Annotated in this window: 18 protein-coding genes and 2 tRNA genes; 5 read left to right on the forward strand and 15 right to left on the reverse strand. The window is 49.8% G+C overall.

Annotated elements, in window-relative coordinates; genetic code table 11:
* Positions 1-19: 19 nt before the first annotated feature.
* Both ACMHKJ_RS12910 and ACMHKJ_RS12915 read left to right on the forward strand, forming a co-directional pair.
* Positions 20-1,720 (forward strand): ABC transporter ATP-binding protein/permease, encoded by a 1,701-nt coding sequence (locus ACMHKJ_RS12910; protein ID WP_413494459.1) that lies wholly within the window; start codon positions 20-22, stop codon positions 1,718-1,720.
* Positions 1,710-4,496 (forward strand): M16 family metallopeptidase, encoded by a 2,787-nt coding sequence (locus ACMHKJ_RS12915; protein ID WP_413494460.1) that lies wholly within the window; start codon positions 1,710-1,712, stop codon positions 4,494-4,496. Before ACMHKJ_RS12910 ends, ACMHKJ_RS12915 begins: the two co-directional genes overlap by 11 nt.
* Before the next feature lie 152 nt (positions 4,497-4,648).
* Here ACMHKJ_RS12915 and deoD read toward each other — a convergent pair whose 3' ends face one another.
* The 12 genes from deoD to ACMHKJ_RS12975 form a co-directional block, all read right to left on the reverse strand.
* Entirely contained in the window at positions 4,649-5,368 is a 720-nt protein-coding gene (gene deoD / locus ACMHKJ_RS12920) for a purine-nucleoside phosphorylase (protein ID WP_067369579.1), read from the reverse strand.
* A 71-nt stretch (positions 5,369-5,439) separates the two neighbouring features.
* Positions 5,440-6,663, reverse strand: coding sequence for a phosphopentomutase (deoB, locus tag ACMHKJ_RS12925; RefSeq protein WP_413494462.1), 1,224 nt, complete (start codon positions 6,661-6,663; stop codon positions 5,440-5,442).
* A gap of 60 nt (positions 6,664-6,723) precedes the next feature.
* On the reverse strand, positions 6,724-8,046 hold the full coding sequence (gene deoA / locus ACMHKJ_RS12930) for a thymidine phosphorylase (RefSeq protein WP_413494464.1): 1,323 nt from the start codon (positions 8,044-8,046) through the stop codon (positions 6,724-6,726).
* 91 nt (positions 8,047-8,137) lie between these two features.
* The gene (deoC, locus tag ACMHKJ_RS12935) at positions 8,138-8,920 is read right to left on the reverse strand and encodes a deoxyribose-phosphate aldolase (protein ID WP_413494466.1); all 783 of its coding nucleotides are present in this window, start codon (positions 8,918-8,920) and stop codon (positions 8,138-8,140) included.
* 452 nt (positions 8,921-9,372) lie between these two features.
* The gene (locus ACMHKJ_RS12940) at positions 9,373-10,635 is read right to left on the reverse strand and encodes a NupC/NupG family nucleoside CNT transporter (protein ID WP_413494510.1); all 1,263 of its coding nucleotides are present in this window, start codon (positions 10,633-10,635) and stop codon (positions 9,373-9,375) included.
* Positions 10,636-11,009: 374 nt separating this feature from the next.
* On the reverse strand, positions 11,010-11,792 hold the full coding sequence (locus ACMHKJ_RS12945; RefSeq protein WP_413494468.1) for a TatD family hydrolase: 783 nt from the start codon (positions 11,790-11,792) through the stop codon (positions 11,010-11,012).
* Between the two features lie 9 nt (positions 11,793-11,801).
* On the reverse strand, positions 11,802-12,854 hold the full coding sequence (locus tag ACMHKJ_RS12950; protein ID WP_413494470.1) for a patatin-like phospholipase family protein: 1,053 nt from the start codon (positions 12,852-12,854) through the stop codon (positions 11,802-11,804).
* Positions 12,855-12,884: 30 nt separating this feature from the next.
* Positions 12,885-13,295, reverse strand: a complete 411-nt coding sequence (locus tag ACMHKJ_RS12955; RefSeq protein WP_413494472.1) for a BON domain-containing protein — start codon at positions 13,293-13,295, stop codon at positions 12,885-12,887.
* A gap of 120 nt (positions 13,296-13,415) precedes the next feature.
* Positions 13,416-15,005 carry a peptide chain release factor 3 gene (prfC, locus tag ACMHKJ_RS12960; protein WP_067369602.1) on the reverse strand — a complete coding sequence of 530 codons (1,590 nt, stop codon included), beginning with the start codon at positions 15,003-15,005 and terminating at the stop codon, positions 13,416-13,418.
* 248 nt (positions 15,006-15,253) lie between these two features.
* Positions 15,254-16,486 carry a flagellin lysine-N-methylase gene (fliB, locus tag ACMHKJ_RS12965; RefSeq protein ID WP_413494474.1) on the reverse strand — a complete coding sequence of 411 codons (1,233 nt, stop codon included), beginning with the start codon at positions 16,484-16,486 and terminating at the stop codon, positions 15,254-15,256.
* 99 nt (positions 16,487-16,585) lie between these two features.
* On the reverse strand, positions 16,586-17,038 hold the full coding sequence (gene rimI, locus ACMHKJ_RS12970) for a ribosomal protein S18-alanine N-acetyltransferase (protein WP_067369605.1): 453 nt from the start codon (positions 17,036-17,038) through the stop codon (positions 16,586-16,588).
* Positions 17,010-17,417: a DNA polymerase III subunit psi gene (locus ACMHKJ_RS12975; RefSeq protein WP_413494476.1), complete on the reverse strand. Its 408-nt coding sequence runs from the start codon at positions 17,415-17,417 to the stop codon at positions 17,010-17,012. The genes rimI and ACMHKJ_RS12975 overlap by 29 nt, the downstream gene beginning before the upstream one ends.
* Before the next feature lie 91 nt (positions 17,418-17,508).
* On the opposite strand from ACMHKJ_RS12975, the gene rsmC reads away from it, so the two are divergent.
* The 3 genes from rsmC (at position 17,509) to ACMHKJ_RS12990 (ending at position 18,845) form a co-directional block, all read left to right on the forward strand.
* Positions 17,509-18,522, forward strand: coding sequence for a 16S rRNA (guanine(1207)-N(2))-methyltransferase RsmC (rsmC, locus tag ACMHKJ_RS12980; RefSeq protein ID WP_413494478.1), 1,014 nt, complete (start codon positions 17,509-17,511; stop codon positions 18,520-18,522).
* Between the two features lie 101 nt (positions 18,523-18,623).
* Positions 18,624-18,710, forward strand: a tRNA-Leu gene (locus tag ACMHKJ_RS12985).
* Between the two features lie 48 nt (positions 18,711-18,758).
* A tRNA-Leu gene (locus ACMHKJ_RS12990) sits at positions 18,759-18,845 on the forward strand.
* 62 nt (positions 18,846-18,907) lie between these two features.
* Here ACMHKJ_RS12990 and ACMHKJ_RS12995 read toward each other — a convergent pair.
* From ACMHKJ_RS12995 to phoA, 3 genes are all read right to left on the reverse strand, one after another.
* Complete coding sequence (locus tag ACMHKJ_RS12995) at positions 18,908-19,168, reverse strand: DUF1435 family protein (protein ID WP_067369612.1); 261 nt, start codon at positions 19,166-19,168, stop codon at positions 18,908-18,910.
* A 177-nt stretch (positions 19,169-19,345) separates the two neighbouring features.
* On the reverse strand, positions 19,346-21,010 hold the full coding sequence (locus tag ACMHKJ_RS13000) for a Na/Pi cotransporter family protein (protein WP_413494480.1): 1,665 nt from the start codon (positions 21,008-21,010) through the stop codon (positions 19,346-19,348).
* A gap of 445 nt (positions 21,011-21,455) precedes the next feature.
* Positions 21,456-22,892, reverse strand: coding sequence for an alkaline phosphatase (gene phoA, locus ACMHKJ_RS13005; protein ID WP_413494482.1), 1,437 nt, complete (start codon positions 22,890-22,892; stop codon positions 21,456-21,458).
* Positions 22,893-23,432 lie beyond the last annotated feature (540 nt).

Here is a 23,432-nt window from a genome sequence, read left to right on the forward strand (position 1 = left end):
TTAACTTTATGAATAATAAATGAAAACAATAAAACACTTTTTCTGGTTAGTAAAACCGTTCTGGGGGCAGCGCGCTGCCCTGTTTTGCTGGTTCTTACTGTTACTCTCCCTCGGGCTGACGCTCTCTTCCGTCTGGTTCAATATCCGTATGAACCAGTGGAACGGGGATTTCTATAATGCACTGCAAAAGCTGGACGGTGCAGCGCTGTACCAGCTTATCAAATTCTTTGTGATCCTGGTCAGCGGGCTGATACTCGTGGTGGTGCTCGGAACTTATTTCCGGCAAAAACTGGCTATCCGCTGGCGGGAAGGCATGACAGAGCAGATCCTCAGCCGCTGGTTATCGCCACAGAGCCGTCACTATCTGCTGCGCCTTACCGCACAGGAGCCGGATAACCCGGATCAGCGTATCGCCGAAGATGTGCGGCTGCTGGTGGAGTCCACACTCAGTCTGTTGATCACCTTTCTGCACTCGCTGCTGACCCTGGTCTCTTTTGCCGCTATTCTCTGGCAGCTTTCCGGCAGCATTCTGCTGTCCGTTGCCGGTCACGACTGGCGGATAGACGGCTATATGTTCTGGGCCTGTATCGCTTATACCCTGGTGGGGATCGCGCTGACACAGCTTATCGGCGGTCCGCTGCGCAAACTGAATATGGAAAAACAGCAGCGCGAAGCGGATTACCGTGCAGCGCTGATCACCCGTAAACAGCATGGTGATGCCATCGCCGGTCAGCGGGGCGAAAACCGGGATAAACAGCAATTGCTGTCACGCTTTGCCCGTATCGCGGCAAACTGGGATCACCTGATCCGCTGCGAGCGAAACCTGTCATTCTATACGGTCGGTTATCAGCAGGTTACCGCACTTGCGCCGATCCTGTTTGCGCTGCCGAAATTTCTTGCCGGTGAACTGATGCTGGGCGGGCTGATGCAGCTGCGCCAGGCATTCAGCAGTGTTGCCACATCGCTCGGCTGGTTTATTTTTGCCTATAAAGAGATTGCCGCCTGGCAGGCAACCGTGACCCGTTTGTATCATTTTGTCCGTCTGCTGGACAATGACACAACATCTGATATCACGCAGACAAATCACGCCTCTGTACGGCTGGAAGCTACCACCGATATTCTGCTTCAGGATAATACCCTGCTGTTGCAGGATATCTCTCTGTCACTGCGCGCAGGTGAATTTGCCATTATCAGCGGACGCTCCGGTCTGGGGAAATCCACCCTTTTGCGCACCCTGAGCGGGCACTGGCCATATTACCGGGGTTCAATCAGCCGTGAGCAGGATGTGCTGTGGGTTCCGCAATCAGTTTATCTGCCTTCAGGAACGCTGCAATCTCTGCTTGCTTATCCGCTGCCGGCGGCACAATTTACAGCGCAGGCATACCATGATGTGCTGACTGCTGTCGGGCTGGAAAAACTACAGCCACAGCTGGATGTTGATACCGACTGGCGTCAGCGACTGTCCGGCGGAGAACAACAACGCCTGCTGTTTGCCCGTCTGTTACTGAATAAACCCCGGCTGATGCTGCTTGATGAAGTGACTTCGGCTTTAGATGATGACTATGCCATCCGCATGATCCGTCTGCTCAGACAGCGCCTGCCTGACAGCACTATTTTACTGGTCAGCCACCAGCGATTTCTTCAGCAGGAGGCCGATCAGGTGATCACACTCAGCCCCCCTGCCGCAACCCGTACCTCAGGAGTCAGTTATGCGTTATAAATTTATGATGGCCGGTGTGGCACTGACCCTTACCGGCTGTGCTGCGGTTAATAATAGCGGAACGGATAACCACCCGCTGGCGCAGCGCAGCGATTTACAGCACATCCGCCTGGCGAATGGCATGAATGTGTATCTGCTTTCAAGGGCGCAGCCCGGTGTTGAACTGCGCCTGCTGGTGGAGAGCGGATCATTGCAGGAAACAGAAGAACAGCGCGGTCTGGCGCATTTTACCGAGCACATGGCGTTTAAAGGCACCACACACTTCCCTGACACACAGAGTTTTAAACAACTTGAAAAACAGGGGCTTAATCTTGGCAGCCATGTGAACGCCGCCACCAGCCTTAATTCCACTGTCTATAAATTGTCATTACCACAGGCAACACCGGCACAGGTTGAAACCGGCTTACAGGTGCTTGCCGACTGGGCACAGGGCATGACATTCGACCCGGTTGCCTTTGATAAAGAGCGTCCGGTTATTATTGAAGAGTGGCGTCTGCGCCAGGGGATCGGCTTTAGGATTAACAATGCGCTGGAGCAGTTGCGTTACGCGGGCAGCCGCTATGCACAGCGTGACCCTATCGGATTATTGGATATTATCCGCAATACCCCGGTCAGTACCGCAAAGGACTATTATCAGACCTGGTATCAGCCGCAGCGCATGAGCCTGGTGGTTATCGGGCAATTTAACCATCACGATGTCAGTGAGCTGACAAAAACCTATTTTAATCAGCCCGCACAAACCACTGCCGCACAGGACGATCCCGCGTGGCAGCACTTTGCCCCGCAGCCGGATCTGCTGGTAAAACCGGTCTTTGATAAAGAGCAGGGCCAGCGCATTATGCAGTTTGCGCTGCAACGGGATATCCGCGCACCACTTGATACCCGGCAGGGACAATATGATGATTTACTGGATAACCTCTGGGTCGCTATCCTCAACCAGCGTCTGACGGCACTGGTGGACAACGGGCAATTACCTTCTGCCAGTATTAACCCGCAAGGGGCAATGCTGGATAAAAAACGCCTCCAGCAACTGATGATTATTCACCCGCAGAACAAAGATTACCTCACCGGTATCTCTCTGCTGTGGACTGAAATTCAACGCCTGGCTACTCAGCCGGTGACACAGGCAGAGCTGGATGATGCAAGACAGAATCTGCTGGCAAAACTCAGTCAGCAGGCCGCCGGGGAGTCCCGCTACGGTAATGATTATCTTGCTGATAATATCACGACCGCTCTGGAGTACCGGATGCCGGTGCAGGACAAGCGCCAGCAACTGACAACAACATGGGAACTGATTAAACCGGTCACACCGGACACACTGAAAAACCATGTCGCGGGATTCCTGCAAACATCCTCACCCCGCCTGGCGATCATCGGTCCGGATAGTGAGAAATCTCAGTTTAACGAAAAAGTATTCACAGAGCGCTGGCAGCAAATCCGTAAATCCGCACCCGGTCCTTTCACACTGAAGGTACGTCAGGTAGCGCTGAATGTGACCCCTGCCGGACAGGGGACTATCGTGCAGGAACAATCACTGCCGCTGCCGGCAACAGAATCCTGGCAGTTATCTAACGGGATGCGTATTATTGTGCATCAGGATAAAACCCTGAAAGATAATATTCAGATAAACCTGCGTATTCCGGGCGGTCGCTCACTCGAACCTGCCGGTCAGGAGGGATTAACCGAGTGGGCGCTGAAACTGCCGGAAAGCAGCGGTTACGGGGATTTGAGTGCGCGGGAGCTGGCGCTGTTCAGTAAACAACACAGCCTGACACTGCGTCCGTACAGCGAATTACTGAACCACGGTTTCCGTGGCGAAGCGCCACCTGAAGAACTGGATACACTACTAAAACTGCTGCACCTGAAAATAACCCAGCCACAGTTCAGCGGTGAAAAACTATTGCGCAATCAACAGGCAACGCTGGAAAGTCTGAGTAGTATGCCGGTTGAGCGCCGGTTCCTTGATGCTATCAATCAGGAAAGTCATACCAACGGCGGGCGTCTGGTTATCAATGAACATGGCGGATGGCGTCACTTTACTGCTGCGCAATTGCAGAATAATAACCATCTTCTGCTCAGTCCGGTACAGGATATGACACTGGTTATCAGTGGTGCGGCTGATAAAAAGCAAATTAAACAGTCGGTCGAAAAATGGATAGCCGCCCTTCCGGCTTCCCCGCAGCGCCTGCAATGGCGTGATCCGAAAATCGCACCAAAGATGGAACCACTCAGTCGCACTTATCCGATTGCCAGTTCAGATAAAACTATGGTCAGCATTCAGTATGCCGCACCGGCACAATGGTCACAGAAAGAAACACTGGTGCTGCAACTGCTCGACAGTGTTATCAGCCGTCAGTTACGCAGCGCATTACGCGAACAGGCAGGCGGGATTTATGCCCTGAGTTTTTCATCCATGCTGGCAAAACTCCCGGTGCCGTATTACAGCGCCCGGCTGAACTTTACAACTGATCCTCAGCGCGCAACTGAAATGACCACACTGAGCCGTAATGTTCTTAGCTCCCTCAAATCACAGGGTGTTCCGGAAGACGCGCTGAAAGAGGCCAGAGCAAATTGGTTACTGGAAAAACAGCAGGTTTATCAGAGTGCCGCATTCTGGACTGAATCCCTGGCGCAAATTGCCGGTGATGATAATAATTTCATCCGGATCATTCAGGAAGAAGCATTAATTAAAAATATAACAACGGACGATCTTAACCAGGCATTATCCCGTTACAGCGGAGAGAATGAAAAAGTATTTATGCTGACACCGCCATAATATATACAGAGCCTCTTAACAGAGGCTTTTTTATTATTTAACCTAAAATACGTTACGATTTTAGCTATAGTAGCTTCGTTTCTCAGTTAATAAAAAAACCTCTGCGGGGAAATAATACCGGCAGAGGTTTTTATTATTATGACGAAAATAAATTACTGTTTATCGCCCAGTAATACTGATTCCAGTGCAATCGTAATCATTTCATTAAATGAAGTCTGACGCTCATCTGAAGGCAGATTATCACCGGTACGGATATGGTCAGAAACAGTGCAGATAGTCAGTGCTTTCGCACCGAATTCAGCGGCAACACCGTAAATACCGGCCGCTTCCATTTCCACACCTAAAATACCGTATTTTTCCATCACATCAAACATCTGCGGGTCCGGCGTATAGAATAAATCAGCAGAGAAAATATTCCCCACACGCGCAGGAATTCCCGCTTTTTCTGCGGCATCAACCGCATTACGTACCAGACCAAAATCGGCGATTGCGGCAAAGTCATTATCTTTAAAACGCAGGCGATTTACTTTGGAATCCGTACTTGCTCCCATCGCAATAACCACATCGCGCAGTTTAACATCAGGACTGATTGCCCCGCATGAACCGACACGGATAATGGTTTTTACGCCAAATTCAGTAATGAGCTCTTTTGCATAAATAGAGCAGGATGGGATCCCCATTCCGTGACCCATGACTGAAATACGGCGGCCTTTATACGTTCCGGTGAAACCCAGCATGCCACGCACATCATTAACTTGTTTAATGTCGTCTAAAAAATTTTCTGCGATATATTTCGCCCGCAGCGGATCACCGGGCATCAGAACAACATCTGCAAAATCACCCAATTCGGCATTAATGTGAGGGGTAGCCATAAGAAATTCCTTTCAGTAAATCGCAAAGGGAAAGGGCAGGCAATCGCTGCCTGCCAGAAAAAAGTGACACATTACAGCATGTTTTTACCATAATCCATCGGGGATAAATTAAAGTAAGACGCGACAGTCTGCCCGATATCAGCAAAGGTTTCGCGATATCCCAGAGAACCCGGTTTTACTTTTGGTCCGTAAATCAGAACAGGGATATGCTCACGCGTATGATCCGTTCCCGGCCAGGTCGGATCACAACCGTGGTCAGCGGTGAAGATCAGAATATCGTCTTCTTTAACCAACTTCAGCATTTCCGGCAGGCGGCGATCGAACAGTTCCAGCGCTGCCGCATAACCTGCAACATCACGGCGATGACCATAAGATGAGTCAAAATCCACAAAGTTGGTGAACACAATCGTGTTATCACCCGCCAGCTTCATTTCTTCCAGGGATGCGTCAAATAATGCATCAATTCCGGTCGCTTTGATTTTCTTCGTGATACCGACATGGGCGTAGATATCCGCAATTTTCCCGATAGAAACAACTTCACCCTGCTTTTCTTCCACCAGCTTTTGCAGCATGGTCGCAGCCGGTGGCTTTACCGCGTAATCATGGCGGTTACCGGTACGTTCAAATGAACCGGCTTTTTCGCCCGTAAACGGACGGGCAATAACACGACCAATATTATAGTCACCCGCCGTCAACTCTTCACGGGCAATTTCGCACAGCTCATACAGTTTTTCCAGGCCATAGGTTTCTTCATGGCAGGCAATCTGGAATACGGAGTCTGCGGAGGTATAGAAAATCGGCTTGCCGGTTTTCATGTGCTCTTCACCGAGCTTATCGAGGATCACGGTGCCGGATGAATGGCAGTTTCCGAGCCAGCCCGGCAGATTGGCACGCTTAACCAGTTTATCCAGTAATTCCGGCGGGAAGCTGTTTTTTTCATCTTTAAAATAGCCCCAGTCAAACAGAACCGGCACACCGGCAATTTCCCAGTGACCTGACGGCGTATCTTTGCCGGAAGAGAGTTCACCCGCATACGCGTAAGCGCCGATAATGTCTGCATTTTTATCCAGACCTTCCGGGAACGTACCGGTGGACTCTTCCGCCGCTTTACCCAATCCCAGGCGGGACAGATTCGGCAGATGCAACGGACCTTTACGCCCTTTATCAGCATCACCACGGGCGCAAACCTGTGCGATATGACCTAACGTGTCAGCACCGGTATCACCAAAATCAGCAGCATCATGTGCCGCGCCGATACCGAATGAATCCAGTACCATAATAAACGTACGTTTCATAATTTTCTCCTGTGACAGATCACGTCAGAATGCAGGCTCCACGTGAATAACAAAGTTGTTCTATCCGCTGATTCTGCGGTAAATCAGCGGTGTGTCCGCTACCGGATGCTCACTGAGTGTAATGGCCTGACGTACGGTCTGAGCCGCTTCATGCCACTCTCTTTCACTGTTTGCATGGATCATTGCCAGTGGTGTCTGACCATCCGCAGCGGTATTTATTGCCGCAATGTCGCTTAACCCGACGCTGTAATCAATCGGATCACTGGCTTTGCGGCGTCCGCCGCCTAATGATACCACCGCCATTCCCAGTGCGCGGGTATCCATAGCGGTAACAATACCTTCTGTTTCAGCATAGACCGGTTTACTGAGGACTGCCGATGGCAAATAGTGCGAATAACGCTCAATAAAATCAGACGGGCCGCGCTGCGCTGCCACCATCCGGGCAAATACTTCCGCCGCCTTACCATTATCCAGCACGCGCTGTAATTTTTCTTCCGCGTGTGTGCGATCGTCTGCTAATCCGCCGGAAACCAGCATCTCAGCACACAGCGCCATAGTCACTTTATAAAGACGCGGATTGCGGTATTCACCGGTCAGGAAACGGACCGCTTCACGTACTTCAACCGCATTTCCCGCACTGGATGCCAGCACCTGGTTCATATCCGTCAGCAGTGCCGTTGTCCGGCAGCCCGCACCATTAGCGACCTGTACAATCGCCTGTGCCAACTGCTCTGATAATTCGTATGTCGGCATAAATGCACCGGAACCGACTTTTACATCCATCACCAACGCATCCAGGCCTTCGGCTAATTTTTTGCCGAGAATAGAGGCGGTGATAAGCGCAATTGAATCGACTGTCGCCGTAATATCGCGGGTGGCATAAAAACGCTTATCTGCCGGTGCTAATGAATTTGTCTGACCGATAATAGCAACACCGGTCTCTTTAATGATACGACGAAAGGTTTCATCGTCGGGAAAAATATCAAACCCCGGAATCGCTTCCAGTTTATCGAGTGTGCCCCCGGTATGACCCAGTCCGCGACCGGAGATCATCGGAATAAATCCGCCACAGGCAGCAACCATCGGGCCTAACATCAGGGACGTCACATCCCCGACACCGCCTGTGGAGTGTTTATCCACAACCGGGCCCGGTAAATCAAGGCTTTTCCAATCCAGAACAGAGCCGGAGTCCCGCATCGCCAGTGTCAGGAAAACACGCTCCTGCGGGTTCATATCATGGAAATAAATGGTCATTGCCAGCGCAGCAATTTGTCCTTCCGAGACGGAATTATCGCGGACCCCGTTGATAAAAAAACGAATTTCTTCATCTGACAGTGGGTGTCCATCCCGTTTTTTACGAATAATTTCCTGAGCCAGAAACACAGTTATCTCCTTAATACCGGATACGTACCGGCGGTTCACCGCCGGACGTTAATCAGAAAAACGGACAGCGAATGCTGCCCGTTAAGAGTGATTAATACTTGCTGTCAGATTTAGCGTCAGCGTAGCCCAGTGCATTGAGCAGGCTGGCTAACAGGCTGGATGCGCCAAAACGGAAATGGCGGGAGTCAGTCCAGCCTTTACCCATAATGCGGTCAGCCATTGCCAGATATTGCGCCGCTTCTTCAGCAGTACGGACGCCACCGGCAGGTTTGAAACCAACCGTTTTACCGACACCCATATCACGGATCACGGTCATCATGATTTCTGCGGTTTCAGGTGTGGCATTAACCGGCACTTTACCTGTGGAGGTTTTAATGAAGTCGGCACCGGCTTTGATTGAGATTTCAGATGCCTGGCGAATTAACGCCGGATCTTTCAGCTCACCGCTTTCGATAATCACTTTCAGCAGTACGCCGGGATGTTTCGCACATGCATCTTTACAGGCTTTCACCAGATCAAAACCGACCTGAGTGTTACCTGCCATCAGTGCGCGGTACGGGAACACAACATCCACATCATCTGCGCCGTAAGCAATAGCCGCATTAGTTTCAGCCAGAGCAATATCAATGTCATCATTGCCGTGCGGAAAGTTAGTCACTGTTGCAATACGGATTTCCGGTGTGCCCTGTTCACGCAGAACTTTACGTGCCAACGGAATAAAGCGGGGATAAATACAAACAGCCGCAGTCTGTCCTGCCGGGCTTTTCGCCTGATGACACAGTGCGGTTACTTTCGCATCAGTATCGTCGTCATTCAGGGTGGTTAAATCCATTAAGGACAGCGCATGCTGCGCTGCAGCGGTTAAATCGGTCATAAAACTCTCCAACGGTACCGGTCTGTTCCGTTTGCGGACAGACACAATGTCTGAATGATGCAAAATGTGTTGGCGAGCGGGACTTGGTTCCGTGAAGACGTTGCCTCTCTTGCGATAACGCTAACGCTGAGATCCTTCTCACCGCGCTGTAATACAGGTGACTATTATAAGACAGTCACCGAATCCATTACATGGTATCCATGCCTTATTGGAGCATGTCTTGGCGCTATAATACGTGCCTTTCATCACGTTTATATAACAGCATTTACATCAATACATATAATTATGTGATAAAAATCACACCAACAGGGCGATATGCACAAAACAACCGCGCATATTCGTTGAACAGTATAGCGCAGGTAACAGGTAAACAGGGAGAGACAGAAAGGCAAGTACACTGCATAAGGGTATAAAGCACAGGTGAATAAACATCACCTGTGCTGATAAATCAATTACAGCGCCAGGAAGAAACCAGCAATGGTTGCACTCATTAAGTTAGAGAGTGTCCCTGCCATCACGGCTTTCATACCTAAGCGGGCCACATCTTTACGGCGCGTCGGTGCCATACCGCCCAGACCACCCAGCAGGATAGCCACGGAAGAAAGGTTTGCGAAACCACACAAGGCAAAGGAAATAATCGCTTTGGTGTGATCTGACAATGGTTGCAGACCTGCCGCAATTACCTGTGCATCCGGCTTCATATATTCACCGAAATTCATAAAGGCAACGAACTCATTCACCACCACTTTCTGACCGATGAAAGAACCTGCGGTCATCGCTTCACTCCACGGTACACCGATAAGGAATGCGATTGGCGAGAACAGCCATCCCAGGATTAACTCCAGTGACAATTGCGGATAATCAAACCAGCCGCCGATACCACTGAGTATCCCGTTCAGTAACGCAATCAGGGCAATAAAGGCCAGCAACATCGCACCCACGTTCAGGGCTAACTGCATACCGGCAGATGCACCGCTGGCGGCGGCATCAATGATATTTGCAGGGCGCTCTTCTTCTGATTCCAGAATAGCTTCCGCTTTGTCGTCGTATCCTTCAGTTTCCGGCACCATCAGCTTGGCAAATAATAATCCGCCGGGGGCTGCCATAAAGGAAGCGGCAATCAGATACTCAAGCGGTACGCCCATCTGTGCGTAACCTGCCAGAACAGAACCGGCGACGGATGCAAGACCACCACACATTACCGCAAACAGTTCAGAGTTGGTCATACCGGCAATATACGGACGAACCACCAGCGGCGCTTCTGTCTGTCCGACAAAGATATTGGCTGTTGCAGACATGGATTCAGTCCGGGAGGTGCCCAGAATTTTCTGTAAGCCGCCACCGAGAACTTTAATCACAATCTGCATGATACCGAGGTAGTACAACACCGCGATCAGAGAAGAGAAGAAGACAATAACCGGCAGAACACGCAGTGCGAAAACGAACCCGCCGCCACCGAACACCTCAAACATTTTAGGTGAAACCAGACCACCGAAAATGAAATCCATCCCTTTCTGTCCGTAGCCGATAACACTGGCGACACCGTCAGACATACCGAGAAGAATTTTCCGGCCCATCGGAACATAGAGTACTAATGCCCCGATCAGCACCTGAATAATAAATGCACCGACGACAGTACGCAGTTTAATTGCCCGGCGATCACTGGAAAACAGCACTGCGATAAAAATCAGCGCTGCCATCCCGACCAGACTCATGAGGAGTTGCATGGAAGTATCCCTGTTCACGATAGTGTAGATTAATAGCCTGATTTTGCATGCAGCTCAAAAAATAAGGCCGTGTGGCGCTGATTATACCCGGTCACTCAGGCTAACAACCAACATACGTCACAAATAACGACTGAAAAAAGTAACAAAAAATACAAAAGTATGATGACAGTCACATTATTCAACTGTTTTTATCTGAAAATAGCCCGGAGAGGTAAAAAGTTGCCGGAAATTTAATCAAAAAATGAAGGTGAAATAATACCTGATCACACATATCCGTTATTTTGTGTATTTTGACACATAACAGGTGTAACCGGGCAGTATAAAATACCGGGAAAATTGATTCAGCAGTCCAAAATAGAGAGTTACAAAGAAAAAAGCCTGCGGCTGTTGCGATAAATCTGAGTAGCAATATCATCCGGTGACTCTGCCCGCAATGAACAAAGTACCTGAAAAGTGCTGACAATCCGTTCCGGACGGTTTGGTTCACCCTGAAATCCACTGAGCGGCATATCAGGTGCATCGGTTTCCAGCAGCAGGGCTGTCAGCGGAAGCTGCGCAATAGCTTTGCGTGTTTTTTGCGCGCGTTCATACGTTATCGTCCCGCCCACACCAATGTAATACCCCAGCTTTACAAATGCCTCCGCCTGGGCAAAACTGCCGGAAAAACCATGAACCACGCCCCGCCGGGGAACCGGATAGCGTCTTAAAATGGCCGCGAGTGTGTCATGGGTTTTACGTGAGTGGAGTATCACCGGGCGATCTGCGCGCGCAGCTAACTGTAATTGCGCAATAAAAAATTCAAGCTGCTTTTCCCACTGCGGTGACACCATATAACGATCCAGACCAATCTCACCAACAGCTACACATTCTGTGCCCGCCTGTGTTATCAGGGTTTCAAGCTGCTCCAGATGCGCCTGCGTGTGCTCGGCAATATAGAGCGGATGCAGTCCCAGCGCGGCATGCAGACGGGGAAGTGACTCCCCGGATGTCCGGCACAGTGTGGCAACCGTTTCAATATTCCAATGACTGACTGACGGAATAATGATGTCTGTCAGCCCGGCCTGCGCGGCATTAGCTTTATGACGGGGTAAATCATCGGTGAAAAAAGGGAAGTCAAAATGGCAATGTGTATCGATAAATAACATTGCGGCCTCTTAATCCAATAATTCATGCGGCGAATGCAAGATGGCAGATGAACCGTCCGTTTTCGGCAACAAAGCATCATTATCATTGGATGCGACCGGAACCCGCAATACTGATGTGTGTACCGGCTGATGCGATGCCCAGCGCTCCCCGAGGGTCGCGAGGAAATAGCGTCCGCTGCGCCGTCCCAGCCGGTAATCCTGCATCAGTGTATTCGCCCTGCTGCCCAGGGCACTGCTTGCCAGTGGCGTACGCGGATATATTTCAACAATTTCAACGCCATCAGGCGGTGATTCAATAAATTTTTGTGTCCGGTAATAGCTGATCGCATGCTGTTTCATCATCGCCACCATGTGTTTCAGATTACTTTTTTCCAGCCAGCGCTCCATCCGCTTCACCCATTCAGGTGTGTAGTAAAGCTGTGACGGCACTGTCCTGATCACCACAATACGGGTTGCACCACGCCGCCACGCCTCAATAACCGGAACCGCATCACTGATCCCGCCATCATGATAAGTGACACCGTTAATCTCCACGCCCTCGCGGTAAAACCCCGGAATAGCACTGGAGGCTTTGATGATATCCAGCCAGTCGGCCTCAAGAGGACTGAAGTAGGTTGCATCCAGATTATCCGCCCGGCTGGCACACATATAAAATTCCTGCCCCTGCTCAAAACGCTGCAATGCATGAGTCATATCGAGAGGACTTTCATCGGATGTGGCGGAAATCAGCCAGTCGAGGTCGATCAGATGTCCGCCACGGATAAACCGCAGCGGATTAAAGAATTGCTTATCGGTTGTGTAACGGGTAATAACGTGACGGGCATAGCCACGCTGTCCGCAAATATAAGCAGAAAGATTCTGCGCCCCGGCTGAAGTGCCCAGCAACAGATCAAACGGATTAAACCCTGTTTTCAGGAATTCATCCAGCACACCGGCGGTAAAAATACCGCGCTGACCGCCGCCTTCACAGACCAGCGCCAGCTTCCCGGTCGCCAGCAGCGGATCGGGCAGCCATGCCAGTGGTGCAATTTTTCCCGGTGTAACCGGAATATAGGTTCCCATAATCGTCGTCAGCTAAAATCAGACAGAGACTTATTTATACTGGCCGATACTGACTTCAACAGCACGGACACCCGGTATATTTTTTGCAATATCAATAACTTGCACACGCTGCGCGTCTGTCGTCACGAAACCGGAAAGATACACAGTTCCGTTGATGGTTTTCACTGCAATATCATTACTGTCAATACCGGACGCATTTAATAACTGCCCGCGGATTTTTGCCGTAATGGTACTGTCATCCACCAGCAGAGAAGCATCTTTAACCGTGCTGTCGAGTTTCTGTTCAGCCTTTTTACCAAAGGTTTCAACTGACTGAGATGCGTTGTTCCATGTCTGCCCTGCTTTTTGGGTCAGAGAGTCATCCGCAGTGGCATAAGTACTGAATAATGCGCCGCTGACCAGCAGGATACTCAGTGATTTCATATTCAGACGCGTTTTCATGTATCTCTCCTTTTCACAATAATGACTAAACAATAACACGAATAATGAATGTCAGTACCCGGTAAAAATGCGATATCCGGAGCACTGAGATATAAAAAAACGCGCCCGGAGGCGCGTTTATCAGTGTTCGCGGGTTTTATGGAAACTCACATCAGGATAACGTTCCCGGGTGAGATTCAGGTTTACCATCGTCGGGGCAATATAAGAGAGGTTATCACCACCATCAAGCGCCAGATGCAGTTCATTCTTGCGTTTGAATTCTTCCAGTTTCTTCACATCATTACATTCAACCCAGCGCGCCGTTGAGACGTTAACTGCCTCATAAATCGCTTCCACGTTGTACTCGCTTTTTAGGCGCGATACCACGACATCAAACTGAAGCACACCCACCGCACCAACGATAAGATCGTTATTTGTCAGCGGACGGAATACCTGAACAGCGCCCTCTTCAGACAACTGAACCAACCCTTTCAGGAGCTGTTTCTGTTTCAGCGGGTCACGCAGACGGATGCGGCGGAACAGTTCCGGTGCAAAGTTAGGAATACCGGTGAATTTGAGGATTTCACCCTGGGTGAATGTATCCCCGATCTGAATTGTTCCGTGGTTATGCAGCCCGATGATGTCGCCCGGGAAAGCCGTTTCCACATGTGCACGGTCACCGGCCATAAACGTCAGCGCATCTGCGATCACCACGTCTTTCTTCAGTCGCACCTGATGCAGTTTCATGCCTTTCTCGTAGATACCGGAAACGATACGCAGGAATGCCACGCGGTCGCGGTGCTTCGGGTCCATATTCGCCTGGATTTTAAATACAAACCCGGTAAATTTATCTTCCTGTGCAATCACTTCGCGGACATCAGTCTGACGCGGCATCGGCGTCGGCGCCCATGACACCAGACCATCCAGCATGTGATCGACACCAAAATTACCCAGCGCCGTACCAAAAAAGACCGGCGTCAGTTCACCGGCAAGGAACAGTTCTTCATCAAATTCATTTGATGCACCCTGCACCAGTTCCAGCTCATCGCGTAACTGACCGGCAAAGTCTTCACCGACAGCGGCATCCAGTTCCGGAGAGTTAAGTCCTTTAACGATACGGACGTCCTGGATAGTGTGCCCCAGCCCGCTCTGATACAGATAGGTTTCGTCGCGGTACAGGTGATAAACCCCTTTAAACTGCTTACCGCAGCCAATCGGCCAGGTGATGGGTGAACAGGCAATTTTCAGCTCATTCTCCACTTCATCCAGTAACTCCATCGGGTCACGGATCTCACGGTCAAGCTTGTTCATAAACGTCAGGATCGGCGTATCACGCAGGCGCGTAACTTCCATCAGTTTACGGGTGCGGTCTTCAACCCCTTTTGCCGCATCAATCACCATCAGACAGCAGTCTACCGCAGTCAGTGTGCGGTAAGTATCTTCGGAGAAGTCTTCATGCCCCGGGGTGTCCAGCAGGTTTACCAGTGCATCCTGATACGGAAACTGCATCACTGACGTTGTGATGGAAATACCGCGCTGTTTTTCCATTTCCATCCAGTCAGATTTTGCATGCTGATTAGAGCCACGACCTTTGACTGTACCGGCTCTCTGAATAGCGTGTCCGAACAGCAGGACTTTTTCGGTAATGGTTGTTTTACCGGCATCGGGGTGCGAAATAATCGCAAAGGTGCGGCGCCTGGACACTTCCTGTAAAATCGTATTATTCGACATCAGATTGTTCTTCTGGGGCTGTGAGGCAAAAACACACCGGTTTTCACCTCTGATTTCTCATTATGGTACTTATTTTCGCCCGGTTTGCCCCCTGAGACAACAAAAGCTTCTGATTGCCGCTCTATACTCTAAATAATTCGGGATGTACGCAGGCGACAAGCTCCGACCGCCGGGGATATAGATAAACTATGTGACCCGCCGGGCTGAGCGCAGTCAACACCCGTGCATCCTGAAGTATGACGAGTATATCAGCCATCCAGTAAGCAGATACACGCCAGCGCATCACTCATCTGACATCTTTCCATCAGCGCCAGTAAATCAGTATTAATTCCTGTTATGTGCATTTTCAGTGAAAAGTAGGCACTCACCAGTAATTGCACATCCGTTTGCACCACAGTGTATTTTTCTGTTATCACCAGAGCCGACAGGTTGGTACGCAGATAAAAGTAATCCATCACCAGCAGACTGAAGTGTGTCAGTGCATTTTTTTCGCCGGCTGTTTTTTCGCTGAAATTCGCCACATGAGGAAACTGGCTGTGATACAGCAGATAAGAAAAAAGATTGCGTAACGTATGTGGTTCACTCAGACAGGAGTCCTGCATCAGGGTTTTCCATCCGGTCAGAAGCCGTGCCATATTCTCTTCAGTACGCTCAGACGTCTGATTTTCATCCAGTTCCAGCTTGTTCAGCGTATTAATATAGGTTGAAAGCAAAAGAGTACCGCTGCGGGATAGCTGTGGAATAAATTTGCCGTAAACACCCAGAGTAGCAACCTGAAAACTAACCGGATGCGATAATGCTCTGCGCTCTGCCGTCAGATCACCGTTTTCAGTAGCCGTGAGTAAAAATTCATACACGCCCTGAATACGATCAAAATTGGCTTCAATCTCATAATCCAGTTTGTCGATAAAAATCAGTAACTGCATGACGGCATAAAGATTATCTTCAAATTCAGGTGACTGAGCCTGAACCAGATTCAGACACCAGAGGTACATCAGATATTGCGGATCTGTCAGGGCTGCGTCCTGCGTGGCTTCTTTCAGATACTGATCTTCTTCCGTCAGTTGCATTGCATCGGCGGAAAACAGCAGTTGCCGTACCACTTCCGGGCAGGAGAGGGACAGGCGCTTAAAGGTTGCATTCTGATATTTCACCTCACTGCGCGGATAAACGCGGCAGGTGCGACTCATCGCAGACGGACCAAGTTTGCTGTAAATATTGCACAACTGTTTTTCGGTCAGAAACGGACATTTCTTTTCATCTGTCAGACGGATAAATGCATAATCACCGCCGCGGTCAGATTTAATCACATGATCTTGTGAAATCAATTTAATTTCAATACTTTCAGCGCTGTGATATTTTTTGTAGGTTTTTTTATCAATACTGATAAGCCAATCCTGACAGCAATGAGAAAGACACTCAGAACCAACGCACTGAAAGCGTTTGATAAACATCGGTGTAATAATTTTATGAATAAACATGGCAAAGCGCACCCGTGATGAATGTATCTCATCACGGTAACACGCAAAAAATTGCTGAAAGGAATGAAAAACCGCCGATTTATCTGACTTATTACCGTATTACATCCCGATATCAAGAAAGAGCGCCATAATCAGTGCATCCTCTTTGCCTTGCTTCGCCGGATAATAATTTTTCCGCACCGATACTTCATTGAAACCCAGAGATTCATACAGTGCAATCGCCGGACTGTTGGATGCCCTGACCTCAAGCCAGAGTGTGACGATGCCTTTCTCTGTCAGATCCTCAATCACTTTCATCAGCAACTGCCGGCCATAGCCTTTCCCCTGATGCTCAGGTGCAACCGCGATATTAAACAGCGTGGCTTCATCAAGAACCGTCTGGTTAACGGCAAATCCCGCCAGTTCACCATCAGCTTCCAGCCTGAGATTGTGGTAACGTTCGCCCTGGTTGCTTTTAAACGTACTTTCACTCCAGGGATAGCTATGTGCCGCCTGTTCAATGCGGAACGCCGCATCAAAATCATCAGGAAGCAGTGGTAATATTTTGATCATGTTGATAAATTTGTGTCCATAACCCACGTTTCGCCTGCACATCCTGATACAGATTTGCAAGGGACGGAGTGTGTAATAAAGGAAGCGTATCCGGCAAGTCTGCATCAATGCCCGGTAACCAGCACAGGCAGGATGTCTGTTCCGGAATGCTCTGTATATTCTCAGGCGCGATGCAATAAACATCATCTGCCGTGATATTCAGACAACGAAATATATCGCTGAATAAATCACAGGTGAGATCTGTCTGCTCATCGGTTATGATCAGCAGGCGTGCCGAAGCCGGGATCTGTACTGACAGCTCCCCTTTCAGACGCTGCGGTTGCCGCAGCGTCCATTGGGTTATCCCCATCTGAGCCAGCATTCTGTCTCGTCGCGTCATAATGTATCCCTGAAAGACCAAACGACCGTATATTAGCAAAGCGCGCTGCATGCGCCAATGCTATCAAATCATGATTTACAGGAGTTAACGGATGTCCATGCTTACCCCGGCCAGTGAAGTTATTTTACGTCACGCAGAAGAATTTACCGAGAGCCATGTCCTGCTTGCCGGGGACATTCAGGATCTTATTGCCGCTCAGATTACTGCAAAATCAGTGTATGCCAGCACCACACAGTATCATCAGTGGCAGGCGATGCACCCGCAGCTTGGTGATAACAGCGCGTTTGAGCTGACTGTCAGCCCTGAAGCGGCAGCGCGCTGCGATACCCTGATCTATTTCTGGCCGAAGAGCAAGCAGGAAGCCTTATTTCAACTGACACAAATTTTCTCCTGTCTGCCGGTCGGCAGCCATGTGTTTATTGTCGGGGAAAACCGCAGTGGTGTGCGCAGTGCTGAAAAAATGGCGGACGCATTTGTCCCCCTGCATAAAGTAGACAGCGCGCGTCGTTGTGGTCTTTATTACGGCGAACTGACAACTGCAGCTCAGTTTACGCTGACTGACTGGCTGAAAGAATATCAGGTCGGTGATGCAAATATTGCCACACTGCCGGGCGTATTCAGCCAGGATAATTTTGATAACGGCAGTGCGCTGCTGACAAACGCGCTGACCCGTCCGCTGAGCGGAAAATTGCTTGATATCGCCTGCGGCAGTGGTGTGATTGCCACCGTGCTGGCAAAACGTAACCCGGGTCTGGTACTGACACTTAGTGATGTGTCTGCCGCTGCCCTTGCCGCAAGCCGCGAAACACTCACCCGTAACCAGTTGGAAGGTGATATTGTTGCCAGTAATGTCTATTCTGACCTCAGCGGAAAATATGACTGGATTGTCTCTAATCCGCCGTTCCATGACGGGCTGAATACCAGTTACAATGCAGCGCAGCAGCTTATCACCGGCGCTAAAGCGCGCTTAAACCGCGGCGGGAAAATCTGTATCGTGGCAAATGCCTTTTTACCGTACCCGGCACTGCTGGACAGCACGTTTGGTCAGCACCAGGTTCTGGCACAAACCGGAAAATTCAAAGTCTATCTGGCGACAAATGCCTAATAATTACGCGAAGTCTTCAGGTTCAGCAAAAAAATATTGACGGCACGGATAAAACCGCTAAAATCCGCCTCCATGCTATCGGTACAAGATAGTTCTGGTTTGCGAGGATGGCGGAATTGGTAGACGCGCTAGCTTCAGGTGTTAGTGTTCTTACGGACGTGGGGGTTCAAGTCCCCCTCTTCGCACCAATCAGAATGGCTTGAACAACAAACGGCAGCATAGTGAATGACAGTACTGCGAGGGTGGCGGAATTGGTAGACGCGCTAGCTTCAGGTGTTAGTGTTCTTACGGACGTGGGGGTTCAAGTCCCCCCCTTCGCACCACTGTTATTACACACTCATTACGCGCTCTGCGTACACAGATTCAATCTTGTTATCTCCCCCGGCTATATCCTCAGATGCTCAAACCAGAGCAGACTTCCCAGAACAAATGCAATTCCTGCCGGTATCAGCAGAAAATGACGCAATACGCGATTATATAACATCGGCATTGTCAGCAACATGACGACCACCAACGCAATACGTGCTGCGTCCTCTTCATGTCCCGGCGACAGAAACAGCAATACCGGCACCAGTGCAAGCATCACACCACCGACACCGGTAATGTGCTGCCAGAAAAATGATGAAAGCGAGTTTTTGATTTGCATGACACCCACCCTTCACGATAACGAAATGAGAATAATTCCCGTTATCATAAATAATCTGCCGGATGTTGCAAGCCTTTTCAGCCTTAAAAAGTAAAAAAGGCATATAATTATATGCCTTTAAATCATATGCCTATAAACTGTATGTCTATAAATTAAACAGCCATTATTATCTGAATTTCAGGGTGTTCCCGCTGTTTCATGAGACAAATCATCACTTGTTGTCTCGCTTCTTGTATCGGCAACACCTTCCAGCACATGATACGCCACTGAGCAAAACAGAGAGTTCAGACGCTTCATGTCCCCCAACAATCCGATATGTAAACGGCTGCTGCTCATACTCTGCATATTGTTGACATGCAGGCGCTCCACATGCGCAAATGAGTAGCGCTGATTCAGCAAACGGAAGCGGTGCTTTGCCCGGCGCAGACGCCGCGCGTTATCCACATCCGCTGAGACAAACACAGACATCGCCAGATTGAGATTATTTTGCAGCCGCGACATCATGGTGGTCAGTTCACTGTAACCATCTTTCGAAAAAACCCGCTGCGGCTCAGCGGTCTGGTTCGCAACATCATGTGCCATCCGCGCAATAATCGATGACGACTGCTGTAAACTCATTGCAGTATCAATAACTTCGGCCCAGCGACGGGAATCACTCTCTCCCAAATCAGCCTGCTGTAATTGAGCCAGATACAATTTTATACTGCTGTGCAACAGCTCAGCTTCATCTTCCAACTGATTAATCAGCCGTTTTTGTTCACTTTTTCCCGACAACTGACTGTCAAAGCGCTGCAACATCTGCTCAATAACATCACCCAGCCGCAGTGTTTCCCGCACTGAATTCGCCAGCGCAAGTGAGGGAGTATCCAGCGCGCTCTGATCCAAATAACGCGGAGCGATACTCTGCGTATCCACCGGCGGTTCTGCTATCAACAGCCGGCAGAATCGGGCCATTGGTTTAACCAGTGCCAGCATCAGGACACAGCGGACAAAGTTATAGACGACATGGAAATAAATCACCACTTCTGCCGCCGGCAAATTGTATTGCGCTATCCGGACTGACAGAGGCTGTATCCACGGCAACACCAGTGCGCAACCAATAAGCTTGAACAGCATACTGCCGAGCACCACCTGGCGGGCAACCGCATTCTGTCCGCGGCTGCTCAGCAGAGCAAGAAACCCGCTGCCGAGGTTTGATCCTATCACTATTGCCAGACTGATATGCAGCGGCATCAGCCCGGTAGCGCTCAGTGTGGCGGTTAACAGCACGGCAGCAAGGCTCGAATAGCTGACCATCGCAAACAGTGCGCCCACCAGCAGTGCCAAAACAGCATCGCCGCTGAGAGAGGTAAAAATTGCCTGAACCGCTGACGCCTGTGTAATAGGTTCTGCGGAGGAGACAATCAGTTGCAGGGCAAGAATAATCAGCCCCAGCCCTATTCCCACGCGCCCCAGTTGCCCGGTACGGCTTTTCTTCTGACTGAGAAATGTACTGACACCTGCCAGGATAAGCAGCGGCGACAGCCAGGAGAGATCAAACGTCAGCACCCGCGCCATCAGTGCAGTACCAACATCTGCTCCCAGCATAATCACCAGTGCGGGCGGCAGTGCGATCATGCCCTGCGCCACAAAAGAGATCACCAGCAATGCCGTGGCATTACTGCTCTGAACCAGGGCTGTTACTCCCAGTCCGGCCAGAAATGCCCGCGATGTTTTCCGGATACTTTTTTCCAGCAAGCGGCGTAAATCAGCGCCGAAAACCCGCATAATCCCGGTGCGCACAATGTGCGTTCCCCAGACCAGCAAAGCCACTGATGAAAGAAGATGGAGTAATGTCAGCATAGTGTTCCCGTTATAACGATCAGATAAACGGTATATCACACGGGAGCAAAGTCACCATGTGATAACGACAAAAAACACGCCGCCGCTATCAGAAAAAATCGCATAAAACACATAGTTTTACGGAATAAAAGAATCTCCGCCCCGGAGCCGGGACATGAAAATAGTATATCTTATATAAAATATATTTCAAAAATCATCATGTTACAAACAATAACAAAAAAACCACCGGCACATAGTACCGGTGGCAGCCACTGCTGAAATCAGCAAAACAATCAATATAAAAAATCAGAGCAGAAAATTGCGAATATCAGGTTATATATACCCAACATCATTCAGGGTGCAGGAAGGCGGCAAGGGAAAACAGACGGGGAGCATACATCAGTATGTGACCCGGCTGGTTGAGTGCGGCCAACGAACCTGTAGCTTGAATGAATAAGGGTATAGGTTACTTCAGTTCCATTGCTTCACGCATGGTGAAAAATAAATCAGTCTGATCCGTTAAACCGACCACATTCGCCGCCCCCGGCCCAAATGCCGCTATACGCAGCTGCGAGCCGGTATGCTCCTGCGAATCTGATTCTGAGTTGCCGTAGTTCACTGCCATCACACTGCCGTCTTTCGTCATCAGCGCCTGAGTCAGACCCGGTGATACCACATCGGTTTCTATAATCTGGCTGGAATGCGCATGGTCAGCGGTCACAATCACCAATGTATCACCGTGCTTCTTCGCATATTCCATACCAATTTGTACTGCCTCGTCCAGCGCAACAGTCTCACCAATCTGACCACAGGCATTTGCCGCGTGATCCTGTTTATCGATTGACGCACTCTCAACCTGTAAGAAGAAACCGTTCTCATGACTTTCCAGCAGATTGATCGCTTTTTCTGTCATCTGAGCCAGTGTCGGGGCATTCGGATCCAGTTTTGAGTTTGGTTTACACTCAACAACCGCCTTATCCAGATTCCCGCGATAAGAGGCTTTCGGACCTTCCCATGCAACCGCCATATTGCCGTCACTGAATAACCCCAGCACCGGTTTATCCTGATTTGCCGCTTTCACTTCCGCCAGGGATTTCGCGTCTTTTACAATGTGATACCCACGAATCACCGCCTGTTCTTCCAACGTTTTCCCTGAGTATTCACCCGCTTTGGCGGTTTGACCAAAACTTTTCGCACCACCACCCAGCGTGACATCGGCACGGGCATTCAGTAACTGTTCACTGATAGATCCCAACCCGCCGTTCTCCAGGGCGTCCGGCGCGCAGCGTTCCGCTGTTTCTTCCGGACCATAGCATTTACGCTGGCTGATATGAGAGATTAGTGCAGCTGGTGTCGCATCCTGAATTTCAGAGGTTGTGACGTTGCCGGTCGCTTTACCGTTTTTCTTTGCCAGTTCGAGGATAGTGGTGTGAGGTTTGCCGTAAACATCAATACCCAGCGCACCATTATAGGTTTTGACACCGGACGCCCAGGCGGTCGCCGATGCCGCTGAATCTGTCACATAATTAGGTTTCTGTGTTTTTTTATCCAACGCATACGTGGTGTACTGCCCGGTCAGCGGCAGGGAATCAATCCCTTTAAACACACCGCCTGCGCCTTCAGCATAGTTACGGGCGACCGTAATTTCGGAGTCCCCCATGCCGTCACCGATAAACAAAATCACATTCTTTGCTTTGGTCTGACCGATAGCCGCTTTCAATGCTTCAGTCTGATCAGATGTAAGACGCCGTGCGCCACCAAACTCCGTAATATTTCCTTTGGCAGCGCGATCCTGCACCATAATGGTATCTGAATTTCCTGCCGCAACTGCCGGTAATGCAGAACCTGTTAACAGAGCCAGAACGGCAACAGCAACCCGTGTTTTAATCATCGCATGAAGCATCAGCAGGATCCTTGTCATTAAATAAAGTCATCGGTTATCAACGCAGGGAAGCTTAGGCTGCTCAGATGACATTAACGTGACACTATTGTGACCGCCGGGTGTCAGTCAGGGTTTGTAAGCCGGAATGCAGAGTCCGGTTGTTATGTAAAATCGCCCCGACACCGGCACTGGTTTTCAAAAATCCCTGCTTCAGGGAAAAAATGAACCGAAAGTTTGTCAGTACTTGCAAACTTACGAACTTGCTACTCAGGCAGCTAGCTCTACAGAGACCACCAATAAGATCCCGGCATACTCAGCACATTGCCAAACCGGCCTGTCGGACGGCACAATATAAGAGCGGAATCAAATATCAATATCATTAAGACGCGCCATCGGATCATGCGTCCGGGAGGGCGTGCCAGGTATGTAAGCATTCGCTTTTGCTCCGTGCCAGAAAAAGGTGCGCTTCATAGTTCTCTGTCAGCGGTATTTCTGCCACCGGCTGAGAGAAAATACCCTGCTCTGGCGGATACGGATAGTGAGTGAGTGCTAACTTTCACT

Source organism: Morganella psychrotolerans (assembly GCF_965118875.1).
Lineage (GTDB): Bacteria > Pseudomonadota > Gammaproteobacteria > Enterobacterales > Enterobacteriaceae > Morganella > Morganella psychrotolerans_C.